Genomic DNA, 13,413 nt, shown 5'->3' with positions numbered 1-13,413 from the left:
ATAGATTGCGGCAGCAGGCTATGAGTTCCACTACAAGTGAAGCCGCCAGAGTTCTGCATCCGGCTCCCCAGTCTCCCAGGCTTCATCGAATATCTCTGTCAGTTGATGAACCCTTGGTCGGGCATTGAAGGCAGCTACGGCATCGTAGCGGGTCGGCAGTGACCGGTGCAGATAACCGCAACCATCCACCAGCATGAAATTCTCTGGAAATTGTTGGTAGGTCTCGCCGGTTTTTCTGATTTCAACGGTGGTGGTCAAACGTTGCGCCAGTGTGACCAGGCGATGCCCCGTTTTTTGTATCGCACTATTGTCCTGCAGCACTATCCGTATTCTGGCAAAACGTGAGTTGAGCGCTAATCGCTTAAAAGGTTCAAGGAACGCTGTTTTGTCAAATACCGGTGGATCGAGATCGCGGGTGAATATCTGCAACTCGCGATTTGCCTGTTCGACAAGCCGTGATGCAACGGCAAGGTTTTCGGCGGGATCCTGCAGGTAAAAAGTGTCGCTGGTAACACCAAGGGTTGCATTCTGAAAAGTGGGCGCTTGATCAGGCATTGTTCAGAGACTCCTTTGTCATCCGGCGGTGCGGGATGCCGGCATCCATGAACTCATCACCCTCTGCAATGAAACCACGCTGTGCATAGAAGGAGAGCGCTGTTGATTGAGCATTCAGGAACAGGCTGGGGTAACCGTTCTGATTCGCAATGAATAGCAATTTTTGTAAAAGGGCTTTGCCGACGCCTTGTCCGCGCCATGAGCGAATGACTGCCATACGCCCAATCTGGCCACTTTGCAGCAGGCGTGAGGTACCGACCGGCTCTCCTGTCTTTCGTTCTATGGCGAGCAGGTGCAGCGCGCCTTCATCCAGGCCATCCCACTCGAGCGTCTGCGGCACATGCTGCTCATGAACAAAGACGATTTCCCTGACCTGCTTCAACAAAACCTGGTCTTCAGACCAGTGGGCAATACGTATCTGAAAGGCTGGCTTAATCATCTGGAAACTCAAAATGGCCGTCGTTATAGAGGTCACAGACCAGCTGTAGATAATCAGGCTGTTCCAGCCATGCCTCAAGATAGCCGTAGTGCAGTGCCTGGTAGTGGGTGATGACCGGGAGGAAATCCCCCTCATCTGAGGGGAGGGGATACTCTTTGCCGTTGGCAAAGAGTGAGTCGTTGCCCTGGTCGCCGCGGCTGAATGCCAAACGCGTGTAGGGATTGCGGTGGATGACCGCCACCTCCCTGAATCGATTGTGGAAGATGTCGGGATCGAGCGGCTGATCCTGTTCCTCTACCTGAAGATTCAGTTTGCCCTCAGTGATAAAACGTCCGAACCAGCGGCGCTGGTGATCGCTATCCTGTGCGAGCAGTTTATCCAGCTGTTCTCTTATCTGTTCAAGCGCCTGAGGTTTTATTTCGGCGCTGGCAGACTGGGGTTTGAGCGGCTTGTCGCGTATACGACCTGTTGCGATACGCTTTTGTACCAGCTCCTCGCACCAGGCGGCGGCCATCTCTCTGAAAGCAGGAGCCTGAAAGCCTATCGAACAACTCAAACATTCACCCTCAGCGACGCCCCAGTGGGCAATATTGGGAGGCAGATAGAGCATATCTCCGGGTTCCAGCAGCCACTCCTCTTCAGCTTTGAATTCCGGTAGGATGCGCAGGTCGAGACCGGGGATGTAATCATCCTCGGTGACTCTCTGATAGTGGATCTTCCAGCGGCGCCGGCCCTTGGCCTGGAACAGAAAGACATCGTAATCGTCGATGTGGGGGCCTACCGAACCCTGGTCAGCAGCATAACTGACCATGACATCATCGAATCGCCAATCGGGCAGGAAACGAAAATATTCCGTCAGTCTGGCGACTTCAGGCAGATGTTTGTCCACATCCTGTACCAGGAGCGTCCAGTGGCTCTCAGGCAGTTTGGAAAATGTCTCGTCATCGAAGGGACCGTGGCGGGCTTCCCAGGGTGTTGACCCGTGTTTTTCCAATACCAGGCGGGATTCGACATCGTCTTCACAGGCAAGTCCTGCCAGTTCGTCAGGTTCAAGATGGCATCTGAAATCAGGCAGTGCCTGACGAAAGAGCAGGGGTTTCTGCTGCCAGTAATCGGTGAGGAACTGCTCGGCAGTCAATCCGTCGGGAAATTTCAGTCTCTGCATAGTCTGATCTGTGTGGTCACTGCGATTCGGGGGGATTACCCCTCATTGTCATCTCGACGAAAGGAGAGATCTCCTGCCGATTTGTCATTGCTCAAAAAGACAATTGGTTAATGATTCTTCAAAGTATAAACCAACCCTCTCGACAGGGCGGGGGCTGATAAATGGTTTTTTCTACTGAAAGTTAGTGAATTGTGACAATTTCGGGATGGTAGCGAGATTACCAGGACTCAGACTTGGTTGTGCAGGAGATCCTGTAACAATACTGTTTTGAGGAGATTATTATGAAAAGGCACATAGCTACCCTTTTACTGGCAGGTGGCATCCTGGCTTCATCACCATTACTGGCAAGGGATATCACTGTAGAGATCACCAATCTTACTGCTGGTGTCTACTTCACCCCATTGCTGGTTGCTGCGCATGATCGGGACACTCATCTTTTTGAAGTCGGCACGGAAGCATCAGTGAATTTGCAGGCTGCAGCTGAAGGCGGGAACATCTCTGGCCTGATTGGCGATGTTGAGGCGGCCGGTGGTGAGTATGTGGCTAACCCGGCCGCCGGGCTACTGGGACCCGGTGAGACTACGGATGCTGAACTGGATATTCATGGCCACTCCACCTCACGTCTGTCAATTATCGGCATGCTGCTGCCCACCAATGACGGTTTTGTTGGATTGGATGCCATCAAAATCCCCAAACGAAAAGGTATCCATACCTATTTACTCAACGGTTACGATGCTGGAACCGAGGCCAATGATGAGATTGTCAATGGCGGCGGTGCTCCAGGTGTGCCCGGTGTTCCCGCTGATCCAGGTGGATACAACGGTAGTGGTGCCACCGGAGTTTTTGACGCCGAGCAAAATGCCAACGTTCATGTCCACAAGGGTGTGGTGGGAGACGAGGATCTGAACGGTGGAAACAGCGATCTCGACAGCCGTGTCCATCGCTGGCTGAATCCTGTTGCCCGGGTCATTATCCGTGTCGGCAAACATCGTGATGATGATTGAGCGATTCGGATTAACGAGAAGCGCGTAAAACAGGCAAAAGAAAACCCGGCACACCAAGTTGGGGGAGGTATGCCGGGTTCTAAATCGCACGCACAGCTGAAGACCCTGTGTTTGCGGACACGAACGGGAGGACAAGCCAATCAGGTCGTGCGTGCAGAATTAGTATGAACTAAATTCCTCATGCAAAACTGTGCTGGAGATCACAGTTTTGAGCAGATATGAGATCTAAATCATATTTTTTCTGCCTGCTGAACCGCATTGCCGATGTAGCTCATCGGGGTCATGTTTTTCAGTGAGACCTTGGCCTCCTCGGGAATCTCAAGCCCCTCAATAAAGCGCTGTAGATCCTCTGGCGTAATACGCTGTCCACGGGTCAATTCCTTGAGTTTTTCATAGGGCTTTTCGATACCGTAGCGGCGCATCACAGTCTGTATCGGCTCCGCAAGCACCTCCCAGTTGCCGTCCAGATCCTGCAGCATAGCTTCGCCATTGGCCTCGAGCTTGCTGATACCGCGCATGATGGACTGCAGGGCGATGCTGGTATGGGCGATGCCGACACCCAGATTGCGCAGCACGGTGGAGTCCGTAAGGTCGCGCTGCCAGCGGGAGATCGGCAGTTTGGTGGCCAAGTGGCCGAAAAGCGCATTGGCGATGCCCAGGTTACCCTCGCCGTTTTCGAAATCGATGGGATTGACCTTGTGCGGCATGGTGGATGAACCGACTTCACCGGCGATGGTTTTCTGCTTGAAATAACCCAGCGAGATATAACTCCAGGCATCCCGGCAGAAATCGATCAGGATAGTGTTGAACCGGGCGGTGGCATCGAACAGTTCCGCGATATAGTCGTGGGGCTCGATCTGGATGGTATAGGGGTTCCAGTCCAATCCCAGGGATTCAATGAAGTTTTTGGCAAAACCGGGCCAGTCGACCTCCGGATAGGCAGAGAGGTGGGCGTTGTAGTTGCCCACGGCCCCATTGATCTTGCCCAGCATCTGCAGGTTGGCGATCTGTTCACGCTGGCGATGTAGGCGGTAGACCACGTTGGCCATCTCTTTGCCCATGGTGGACGGTGAGGCTGGCTGACCGTGGGTGCGGCAGAGCATCGGCTGGTCCGCCAGTTCATGAGCCAGGGAGCGGATGGCATTGATTACCTCATCCATCTGGGGCAGCAGGACCTGTCCACGACCCTCACGCAACATCAGGGCGTGAGAGAGGTTGTTGATGTCCTCGGAAGTGCAGGCGAAATGGATAAACTCGCTGATCGCTTCCAGCTCATTGTTGCCGGCAATCTTCTCCTTCAGGAAATACTCCACCGCCTTGACGTCGTGGTTGGTGGTGCGCTCGATATTCTTGACCCGCTGGGCATCCTCTTCGCTGAATCTTTCGACGATCCCATCGAGAATATTGTTTGCGTGTTCGCTGAGCAGGGGGACTTCGGCAATGCTGTCGTGGTCTGCCAACGCCTGCAGCCAGCGAACCTCCACCAGCACCCGATGCCTGATCAGGCCGAATTCGCTGAAGATTGGGCGCAAATCGGCGCTCTTGCTGCCATAACGCCCGTCCACCGGGGAGACTGCGGTAAGTGTGGAGAGATCCATGATTATCAACTCATCTTGGTAAATCGAAGACGAGGATTATAACCGCATGTTCACTCTGATGGTGAGAGTCCTCTGCGCTATTTCATGCAGTCCCAAGAAAGGCAGGAGGCGGAGTCGATGAGGCCCACAGCTGTTTTTTTGCTGTCGCCAGATCGACTCCTCTTTATGCATTGCGTGATAAGGTGGATAGCGCAGATTTACTCCGCTTTCTCTTCCGTGCCGCCCATCATCTCCATGCCTTTTGCCTTGGCGGCATCGTAGTACTCGCTCGATTTCTCGCCGATTGAGCTACCGATATCCCCGGCAGTCTCTTTGGCAGCGTCATAGTATTCGCCCGATTTTTCTTTAATGGTGCCACCGACTTCGCCGGCAGTGTCTTTTGTCGATTCGTAGATTTCCTTGCTTTTCTCTGCAACGGCATCATAGGTGTCAGCGGAGACTTCCTTGGTTTTGTCCCAAGTCTCTTTCCCCACGGTTTTGGCTTGATCGGTCAGTGACGGATCAGTCGCGGTTGTCGCGGCTTCGGCAACTTCCATCTGTGGTGCCTGGACCGGTGCAGTTGAGGTCACAGGTGCGGGGGTATTGGACTCGCCGCATGCGGTAAGGGCCAAAGTGAAAGCGAGGGGCAAAGCTGAATGGAGCAGTTTCATAATAATATCCTGATCGTTTGAAATTTCGATTTTCAGGGTACTACAGGCCCTGATTGCGAGACCCGCGACACTGTCGCATTTAACAATTGTTCAAATACTCATGTGGACTTATCCAACAATTTTTTTGCGGTGGTCAGATAATTTTTCCTTCCGAACGCGATTTGCATCCTGCGTCCACCGGTTTGATGCCACAACATGGCGGAGCGGATGCCCGCGAGCAACAGGGAGCGGATACGATTCACATTATCAGGGTTCTGTAGATACACTGCTTCCCCCTGAACCATGATTCTTGGTTGCAGAGTGCTGACGTTCTCGGCATATATCTCCGCCAGAGAGGCGAGAATATTGGAGTGCATCTCGGGGAAATGTGCCAGGCGGGTTGTGGTCAAATCGATACCCTGGCGGATTTTCGTCAACCGTTCCGGCAGCTTTGAGAGCTTGCGTTCGAGTTGAATCAGGGCGAGCAGATACCCGGTGACTTCTGCATCCCTTTTGGCTTCACCACTCAGTTGACGGTAAACCTCGCGCAGGCCGAAGGCAACGCCATTGATGCCGCCGAAAACATCGGAAACAGTCCCTGCATCTGTCTCGAACAGACTGTGGATACTGCGGTTCATAATCTCCGAATCCGCCATTCCCCGCTGCCCAATCTGCTGTACCAGTGTGGCTGCCTGGAAGATGCCGGCAAGTGCCAGGGTACGGTCCTCTATGTTGTATGTCACGGTGGGTAAGCCTCTCCAGAGGGGTATGAGGATTCGATAATGCCCCCGCCGAGGCAGTCGCCATCCCGATAGAATACGATTGATTGGCCGGGTGTCGCGGCCCGCTGGGGTTCGTCGAATACGACTTCACAGGTGTTCCCCGGTCGAAAAAGGACTTCACAATCCTGCAGGGACTGACGGTGCCGCAGTCGAGCTTTACAAAACAAGGGAAATTGGGGTGCCTTGCCGGAGACCCAGTGCAGCTGGGTTGCGAGGGCTCCTCCACTCATCAGCATGGGATGGTTGTGGCCCTGTGCTGCTATCAATACGTTTCGTTGCAGATCCTTTGCCACAACGAACCAGGGAGCCTCAGCACTATTCTTCCGGCCGCCGATACCCAGACCTTGCCTTTGTCCCAGGGTGTAGTACATCAATCCCTGATGATTTCCGAGGGTCACACCTTCAGGATCTTCGATACGACCCGGATTAGCCGGCAGATATCGACTGAGAAACTCACGAAATTTTCGCTCCCCGATGAAACAGATGCCGGTGCTGTCCTTTTTTTTATGATTGGGAAAACCGGCTTTCCCGGCAACTCTTCTCACTTCCTCCTTCTGCAGATCACCCAGCGGGAAGAGGGTGCGGGAGAGTTGTGTCTGACTCAGCATATAGAGAAAGTAGGTCTGATCCTTGCCTTCGTCTGCCGCTCGCTGAAGCTGATATTCTCCCATGTGCTGTCCCAGTCGTGCATAGTGCCCCGTAGCGATGCGTTCCGCGCCCAGAGACTCCAGTGCATAGTCGAGAAAGGCCTTGAACTTTATCTCCCGGTTGCAGAGCACGTCGGGGTTGGGTGTTCGTCCTGTGCGGTACTCATCGAGAAAATAGGCGAATACCCGATCCCAATATTCAGCAGAGAAATTTACGCTGTGCAGCGGAATGTCGAGTATGGCTGCCACATCCCGGGCATCCTTGAGGTCTTCTGCCGCGGAGCAGTACTCAGCGTCGTCATCCTCCTCCCAGTTCTTCATGAACAGGCCTTCGACCCGGTAACCCTGTTCTTTCAGAAGCAGGGCCGCGACGGATGAATCGACGCCACCGGACAGGCCGACAACGACCAGGCCCCGGTCACCACTCATGTTTGATCCCCTTTTTGCACACTGCTGTGCCGATCACCAAATTGACGCCATTTTCCAGGTTGCAGATCGCCCAGATGCCAACGCCCGACAGTCGTACGTACGAGCCGTAGGGTGGGGTGTCCAACCGCGGCAGTCATACGTCGGACTTGCCGGTTGCGGCCCTCGCGAATTTTGACCTCCAGCCATTGGGTGGGAATCTTCGCCCGATATCGTACAGGTGGGTCTCGTGGCCAGAGGTCCGGTTCTTCCAGCAGCGTTGCCTGCGCCGGAAGAGTGGGGCCATCCTTGAGCTGGACCCCCTGTCGTAACTGCTCGATAGCCTCGGCATTGGGTATTCCATCCACCTGTACCCAGTAGGTTTTCCAGGTTTTCTTTCGCGGATTGGTCAGTTGATGTTGAAGTTTTCCATCATCGGTCAATAGCACCAGACCCTCGCTGTCACGGTCGAGTCTCCCGGCAGCGTAGACCTGATTTACGGGGATGAAATCGGCCAGCGTGGCGCGACCCTCATTGTCGGTAAACTGGGTCAGGACGCCGTAGGGTTTGTTGAACAGGATCAGCATGAAAGGATTAATTGTGGAACGAGGGGGGATTATATCGTTCTATGTCTATCGATAGCGCATTTTTTCTATATGCTGGGTTTTAATCAATCCGCAAATAACGTTAACAACGTCAAATTAGTTGCTGAAGCGATTTCGTAATCAAGCACAGAATTTAAACTATTGTGTGCTTAGTGTTATTTGCGGATTCAATGCGTTGATAATGCAGACGAAGGAAATTCCTGGAACAAGAAAACATGTGCAGATCTACAGAGCAGCAAAAGGGCCGGTGAATTGAACTCATCGGCCCTTCAGGAAGGTCATTAGGATTGGAAACTCAACTATTCGTTGGCAACCCGCTGTATGTTGACTGCGTGAAGGCCTTTTGGACCTTGATTGATCTCAAATTGCACTTGTTGCCCCTCTTTGAGGGTCTTGTAACCGTCCATCTCAATGGATGAGAAATGGACGAACACATCCTGCTCTCCTGAATCCGGGGTCACGAAACCGTAACCCTTCGCATTGTTAAACCATTTTACAACTCCAGTGGCCATAACTTGATACTCCTCGCGTTCAATGCCCCGAATTGGTGAAAAATTTATAGATTTGATTATTTGGAACAGTCCGGATGTACCGGAACCCGCTCAGTTGTTGTCAGGGTTTTTCGATGGTCTTTGCCCCGTAAAAACCCGTGCCGGCAATTCACCGGCTAAGCCGGCGGCTTTGATTTCGGCAGCATGAAACAAAACCGCTGATGGCTAAGTATAGTGAATCATTCGACTTGGTCAACTATTGCCCAAGTAAAATAGTAGGATATACTTATCAACTGAACTGAACCGATTGGAATGACTCAAACAAGTCGAGGCGTTCCTGTTTACGGATTTCATCACCCTGTTAGGTCCCGTATACCGCAAAACCGGAGAGAAATAGTGAATTATGTTCTCTTCGATTCGGTCGTGCTAACAGTAACAGCCTGCTAATATTCCTTACTATGACAGAGAGAAAAGAAAATTCGCACGATGGTAGCCTTGCGGTTCAGGAGAAACCGCCGAAGCTGAAAAAGCCACCAATGTATAAAGTGATTCTTCTGAATGATGACTACACGCCGATGGAGTTTGTTATCCAAATTCTGGAGACCTTTTTCCAAATGGACAGGGAGAAGGCGACGAGGATCATGCTGCATGTCCACACCCGTGGGGTTGGGGTTTGTGGTGTCTTCAGTCGGGACATTGCAGAAACCAAGGTTTCACAGGTCAATGATTACTCGAGAAACAATCAACACCCGCTGTTATGCGATATGGAAGAGGCTTGAGGAAAGAGTAGACAGATGTTGAGCAAAGAGCTGGAATTTACCCTGAATCAAGCTTTTAAACGCGCTACAGAGAAACGTCATGAGTTTATGACAGTGGATCACTTGCTGATGGCGCTGCTGGATAACAGTGTGGCGGCTGAGGTTTTGACCGTCTGTGGCGCTGACATACAACAGCTCCGGCAAGAGATTACCCGTTTTGTCGATGAGACCACGCCGACAATTTCGGATGATGATGAACGTGAGATACAGCCGACTCTGGGTTTTCAACGCGTGCTTCAGCGTGCGGTTTTTCATGTCCAGTCATCTGGACGAAAAGAGGTGACCGGTGCCAACGTGCTGGTGGCAATTTTCAATGAACAGGATTCCCAGGCTGTCTACTTTTTGGATCAGCAGGAAGTGGCCAGGCTGGACGTTGTCAACTACATCTCCCATGGCATTTCCAAGTTTGATGCGGATCAGGAAGAGGGTGATGATGCTGTTGATTTCACCGGTGAACCCAAGCCGGAGAGCCAACCCAGCCCACTTGAGAGTTATGCCAGTAACCTGAATGAACAGGCGGTAGCCGGAAAGATAGATCCGCTGATCGGCAGACGGTCCGAGATCGAGCGAACGATTCAGATCCTCTGTCGCAGGCGCAAAAACAACCCTCTGCTTGTCGGTGAGGCAGGTGTCGGCAAAACAGCGATTGCCGAGGGACTTGCGAAGATGATCGTCGATGGTGAAGTGCCGGAGGTCCTGGCTGGTGCCACGATCTATTCATTGGACCTTGGCAGCCTGGTGGCGGGAACAAAGTATCGCGGGGACTTCGAAAAACGTCTGAAAGCGGTTCTTGCCCAGCTGAATAAAACCCCTGACGCGGTGTTGTTTATCGACGAAATTCACACCATCATTGGCGCCGGAGCGGCTTCCGGCGGGGTGATGGATGCCTCTAACCTGATCAAGCCCGTTCTTGCTTCAGGTGAGTTGCGCTGTATCGGATCAACCACCTATCAGGAGTTTCGCGGCATCTTTGAAAAGGACCGCGCACTGGCCCGGCGCTTTCAGAAGATCGATGTGGAAGAACCAACAGTGGAAGAGACTGTGGATATTCTGAAGGGACTTAAAACCCGTTTCGAAGAGCACCACGAGATTGAGTACACCCTGGATGCCTTGCTGAGCGCAGCGGAACTTTCCGATAAATATATCAACGATCGGCATCTGCCGGATAAGGCTATCGATGTGATCGATGAGGCGGGTGCCAATGTGCAGCTGCAACCGAAAGATACGCGCAATAAACTGATCGGTGTGGAGGAGATCGAAGCGATTGTTGCAAAGATTGCGCGAATCCCTCCGCGGAAGGTCTCCTCGTCGGATACTGAATCATTGCGCAACCTCTCCCGCGATCTGAAGATGGTGGTTTATGGGCAGGATCAAGCGATCGAAGCGCTGACCAGCGCCATCCGCATGAACCGATCCGGTCTGGTAAGTGAAGGACGCCCGGTGGGTTCATTTCTGTTTGCAGGTCCCACGGGGGTCGGCAAGACGGAGGTGACGCGTCAGCTGGCCAGAATCATGGATATGGAATTGATTCGATTCGATATGTCGGAGTACATGGAGCGGCATACGGTATCGCGTCTGATCGGCGCCCCACCAGGTTATGTGGGTTTCGATCAGGGAGGCCTGCTCACTGAAGAGATCAACAAACACCCACACGCTGTGCTGCTACTCGACGAAATCGAAAAAGCCCATCCGGATGTCTTCAATCTGCTATTGCAGGTGATGGATCACGGCACACTGACCGACAACAATGGCCGCAAAGCCGATTTTCGGAATGTAGTCATTGTGATGACCACGAATGCCGGTGCTCAGGAAATGAGTCGGGCATCCATTGGTTTTACTTTGCAGGACCATGCCTCTGACGGCATGGAGGCGATCAAGAAACTCTTTACCCCCGAATTTCGAAATCGTTTGGATACGGTGATCCAGTTTTCCGCACTCACCACTGAGCATATTGCCAAAGTGGTGGATAAGTTCATTTTTGAACTGGAAGGGCAATTGCAGGAAAAGGGCGTAACGCTGCAGATAGATGCTGAGGCGAGGGTCTGGCTGGCTGAGAAGGGTTATGATCCGAAGATGGGTGCCCGTCCGATGGCGCGGTTGATCCAGGAAGAGATCAAAAAGCCATTGGCAGAGGAACTATTGTTCGGTCGGCTGGCTGGGGGAGGATCGGTTGCAGTGGATGTGGTGGACGGCAAACTGCAGTTTGGGATCCAGGGAGAACCCGTACACTGATCCGCCCACTCTCCCTTGAAGCTGGGAGATCGCCGAAGATCAGCGTGCGCGATAGGTAATACGCCCCTTCGACAGATCGTAGGGGGTAAGCTGAACGGTAACCTTGTCACCGGTGAGAATGCGGATATAGTGCTTGCGCATCTTACCTGATATGTGGGCTGTTACTACGTGACCATTCTCCAGTTCCACACGGAACATGGTGTTCGGCAACGTTTCGGTAACGGTGCCTTCCATTTCGATAAAGTCTTCTTTCGCCATGCTGTTACCTGAACAATTATGGAAGTTCGGGGCGCGAGCTTGCCGGACCCCTGAAAATCAAGAACGCCATTATCAGCATAATTCAGCGTAAAGCAAGCCTGACATCCACTATTTCCCTGTTCGCTCCGAGAAATAACGGGAATGAAGGGTGTGTTTTATGGCAAGAGCAGTGTCTCGCCACTCCCAAAGCGTAGCCACTCCTGACCATTCCAGGCCTCCAGTGGACGATAGTGGGATTTATAATTCATTTTGCTGCAGTTGCGGATCCAGTATCCGGGATAGAGCCAGCGCCGCCCAAGCTTTTCAGCATGTTGAATCTGCCAAAGCAGCGCAAACACACCAATGCCCTCGGTCTGAATGCTGGGGTCAAAGAATGTGTAGACGGAGGAGATCCCTTCCGGGAGGAGGTCGGTTGCTGCAACGGCCGCCAGTCTGCCTTTATACCGAAATTCATAAAACACTGTCTCTGCCCATGGCGTGGTGAGGAAACTCAGATATTGCTGGGGATCAGTGTTGCTCATGGATCCGTCGGGGTGACGCTGTTGCAGGTATTCTACATAGAGTGCGTAATGCTCCTCATCGAATTCAGCAGGACATGGCGTGATGGAGAAATGGCCAAAATTTCGCTTCCAGCAGCGTCGTTGACTGCGGTTTGGTCTGAATTCGGCAACGGGCAGGCGAAGTGAAGTACAGGCGTTGCATGAATTGCAGGCAGGCCGGTAGAGATGGGCACCACTGCGACGAAATCCCTGGTCGATCAGAAATTGGTAGAGCAGCGCGTCGACTGAAGTGGAGGGATCCAGAAAAAGCGTCCTGGCTTGTTGGCCAGGTAGATAGGAACAGTCGTGTTCCTGGCTTAGATAGAGCGCGAGTGTTGGATTATTTGTGAAAACCTGGTCGTTATTCATGCGTTGGTTGAGTATTATTCCAGGAATCGGGGTCTGTCGCGAGGTTACACCAGACATCCAGGGAATGACAGAAATCGCTGCGGGGGATCTCCTCTGCGCCGAGGCTCGCCAAATGCTCTGTATAGACCTGGCAGTCGATTAAACGGTAACCCCACCGGTGCAGATGTCGACAGAGAAAAACAAATGCCACCTTGGAACTGTCCGATACGCGGCTGAACATCGATTCACCAAAAAAGACGCCGCCGATGGCGACACCATATAGTCCACCGACCAGTTGCTCCTCTTGCCATACTTCTACGGAGTGTGCGACTCCCTGCTCGTGCAGTTCGGCGTAAGCCGCTTTCATCTCGGGCATCAGCCAAGTACCGGGTGACTTCGGCCGGGGCTCGGCACATGCTTGGATAACCTCGCTGAATGCCGTGTCCAGGGTAATATGAAACTTCTCTTTGCGCAGCGTCTTTCCTAATGAGCGGGAGATCTTGACTCTTTCGGGATAGAGAACGGTTCGAGGATCCGGCGACCACCAGAGGATCGGTTCATTATCGCTGTACCAGGGAAAAACACCGTGTCTGTATGCGTTAACCAGCCGTTCAGGGGAGAGGTCTCCGCCCACTGCTAGCAATCCGTTGGGTTCCTGCTCAGCAAATTTGACTGCGGGAAAAGGGGCGCGGGGATCATTTTTCAGCAAGAAGATCATAGTCCAAGATTAAATCTGAATAGAAATCAGCGCCATGCGACAGTTGTTGTGTAGCGAATTTGCCCTTATCTACAGAGAAAATAATTCGCATTTTTCGTGGCAGGAATTATAGTTCCAGGGAGAACTGCCGATAGCGGAACTTGTCAGCATTGCGGCAACGTTGTGTCCTCAACTATGGGG

At 52.6% G+C, this 13,413-nt stretch carries 15 protein-coding genes; 3 read left to right on the top strand and 12 right to left on the bottom strand.

The window, feature by feature from the left end; all coding sequences use genetic code 11:
* Positions 1–30 precede the first annotated feature (30 nt).
* From HPY30_18225 to HPY30_18215, 3 genes are read right to left on the bottom strand one after another with little or no spacing between them, the layout of a single operon-like run.
* Positions 31–555, bottom strand: a complete 525-nt coding sequence (locus HPY30_18225; GenBank protein QYZ67755.1) for an acyltransferase — start codon at positions 553–555, stop codon at positions 31–33.
* On the bottom strand, positions 548–994 hold the full coding sequence (locus tag HPY30_18220) for a GNAT family N-acetyltransferase (protein QYZ67754.1): 447 nt from the start codon (positions 992–994) through the stop codon (positions 548–550). The genes HPY30_18225 and HPY30_18220 overlap by 8 nt, the downstream gene beginning before the upstream one ends.
* A complete protein-coding gene (locus HPY30_18215; protein ID QYZ67753.1) occupies positions 987–2,159 on the bottom strand; it encodes a cupin domain-containing protein in 1,173 nt (390 codons plus the stop codon). Before HPY30_18215 ends, HPY30_18220 begins: the two co-directional genes overlap by 8 nt.
* 281 nt (positions 2,160–2,440) lie before the next feature.
* Between HPY30_18215 and HPY30_18210 the strand changes: the two genes are divergently transcribed.
* Complete coding sequence (locus tag HPY30_18210; protein ID QYZ67752.1) at positions 2,441–3,163, top strand: hypothetical protein; 723 nt, start codon at positions 2,441–2,443, stop codon at positions 3,161–3,163.
* Between the two features lie 230 nt (positions 3,164–3,393).
* On the opposite strand, the gene purB is transcribed toward HPY30_18210, so the two are convergent.
* From purB to cspD, 6 genes are all read right to left on the bottom strand, one after another.
* A complete protein-coding gene (gene purB / locus HPY30_18205) occupies positions 3,394–4,761 on the bottom strand; it encodes an adenylosuccinate lyase (GenBank protein QYZ67751.1) in 1,368 nt (455 codons plus the stop codon).
* Positions 4,762–4,958: 197 nt separating this feature from the next.
* Complete coding sequence (locus HPY30_18200; protein QYZ67750.1) at positions 4,959–5,411, bottom strand: hypothetical protein; 453 nt, start codon at positions 5,409–5,411, stop codon at positions 4,959–4,961.
* Between the two features lie 98 nt (positions 5,412–5,509).
* A complete protein-coding gene (gene hflD / locus HPY30_18195; GenBank protein QYZ67749.1) occupies positions 5,510–6,133 on the bottom strand; it encodes a high frequency lysogenization protein HflD in 624 nt (207 codons plus the stop codon).
* Positions 6,130–7,248, bottom strand: a complete 1,119-nt coding sequence (gene mnmA, locus HPY30_18190) for a tRNA 2-thiouridine(34) synthase MnmA (GenBank protein QYZ67748.1) — start codon at positions 7,246–7,248, stop codon at positions 6,130–6,132. Before mnmA ends, hflD begins: the two co-directional genes overlap by 4 nt.
* Positions 7,245–7,811 carry a pseudouridine synthase gene (locus HPY30_18185; protein ID QYZ67747.1) on the bottom strand — a complete coding sequence of 189 codons (567 nt, stop codon included), beginning with the start codon at positions 7,809–7,811 and terminating at the stop codon, positions 7,245–7,247. The genes mnmA and HPY30_18185 overlap by 4 nt, the downstream gene beginning before the upstream one ends.
* 317 nt (positions 7,812–8,128) lie before the next feature.
* The gene (gene cspD / locus HPY30_18180; protein ID QYZ67746.1) at positions 8,129–8,341 is read right to left on the bottom strand and encodes a cold shock domain-containing protein CspD; all 213 of its coding nucleotides are present in this window, start codon (positions 8,339–8,341) and stop codon (positions 8,129–8,131) included.
* A gap of 437 nt (positions 8,342–8,778) precedes the next feature.
* Between cspD and clpS the strand changes: the two genes are divergently transcribed.
* Together clpS and clpA are read left to right on the top strand one after the other, a co-directional pair.
* Entirely contained in the window at positions 8,779–9,099 is a 321-nt protein-coding gene (clpS, locus tag HPY30_18175; GenBank protein ID QYZ67745.1) for an ATP-dependent Clp protease adapter ClpS, read from the top strand.
* Between the two features lie 15 nt (positions 9,100–9,114).
* On the top strand, positions 9,115–11,370 hold the full coding sequence (gene clpA, locus HPY30_18170) for an ATP-dependent Clp protease ATP-binding subunit ClpA (GenBank protein QYZ67744.1): 2,256 nt from the start codon (positions 9,115–9,117) through the stop codon (positions 11,368–11,370).
* A gap of 39 nt (positions 11,371–11,409) precedes the next feature.
* On the opposite strand, the gene infA is transcribed toward clpA, so the two are convergent.
* From infA to HPY30_18155, 3 genes are all read right to left on the bottom strand, one after another.
* Positions 11,410–11,628 (bottom strand): translation initiation factor IF-1, encoded by a 219-nt coding sequence (gene infA / locus HPY30_18165; GenBank protein ID QYZ67743.1) that lies wholly within the window; start codon positions 11,626–11,628, stop codon positions 11,410–11,412.
* A 155-nt stretch (positions 11,629–11,783) separates the two neighbouring features.
* Positions 11,784–12,536, bottom strand: a complete 753-nt coding sequence (locus tag HPY30_18160) for an arginyltransferase (protein QYZ67742.1) — start codon at positions 12,534–12,536, stop codon at positions 11,784–11,786.
* Positions 12,529–13,233 carry a leucyl/phenylalanyl-tRNA--protein transferase gene (locus tag HPY30_18155; protein QYZ67741.1) on the bottom strand — a complete coding sequence of 235 codons (705 nt, stop codon included), beginning with the start codon at positions 13,231–13,233 and terminating at the stop codon, positions 12,529–12,531. The genes HPY30_18160 and HPY30_18155 overlap by 8 nt, the downstream gene beginning before the upstream one ends.
* Between the last annotated feature and the right edge of the window lie 180 nt (positions 13,234–13,413).

It is taken from the genome of Gammaproteobacteria bacterium (ex Lamellibrachia satsuma) (genome assembly GCA_019623805.1).
Lineage (GTDB): Bacteria > Pseudomonadota > Gammaproteobacteria > Chromatiales > Chromatiaceae > QGON01.
This window is presented reverse-complemented; position numbering and strand designations above follow the sequence as displayed.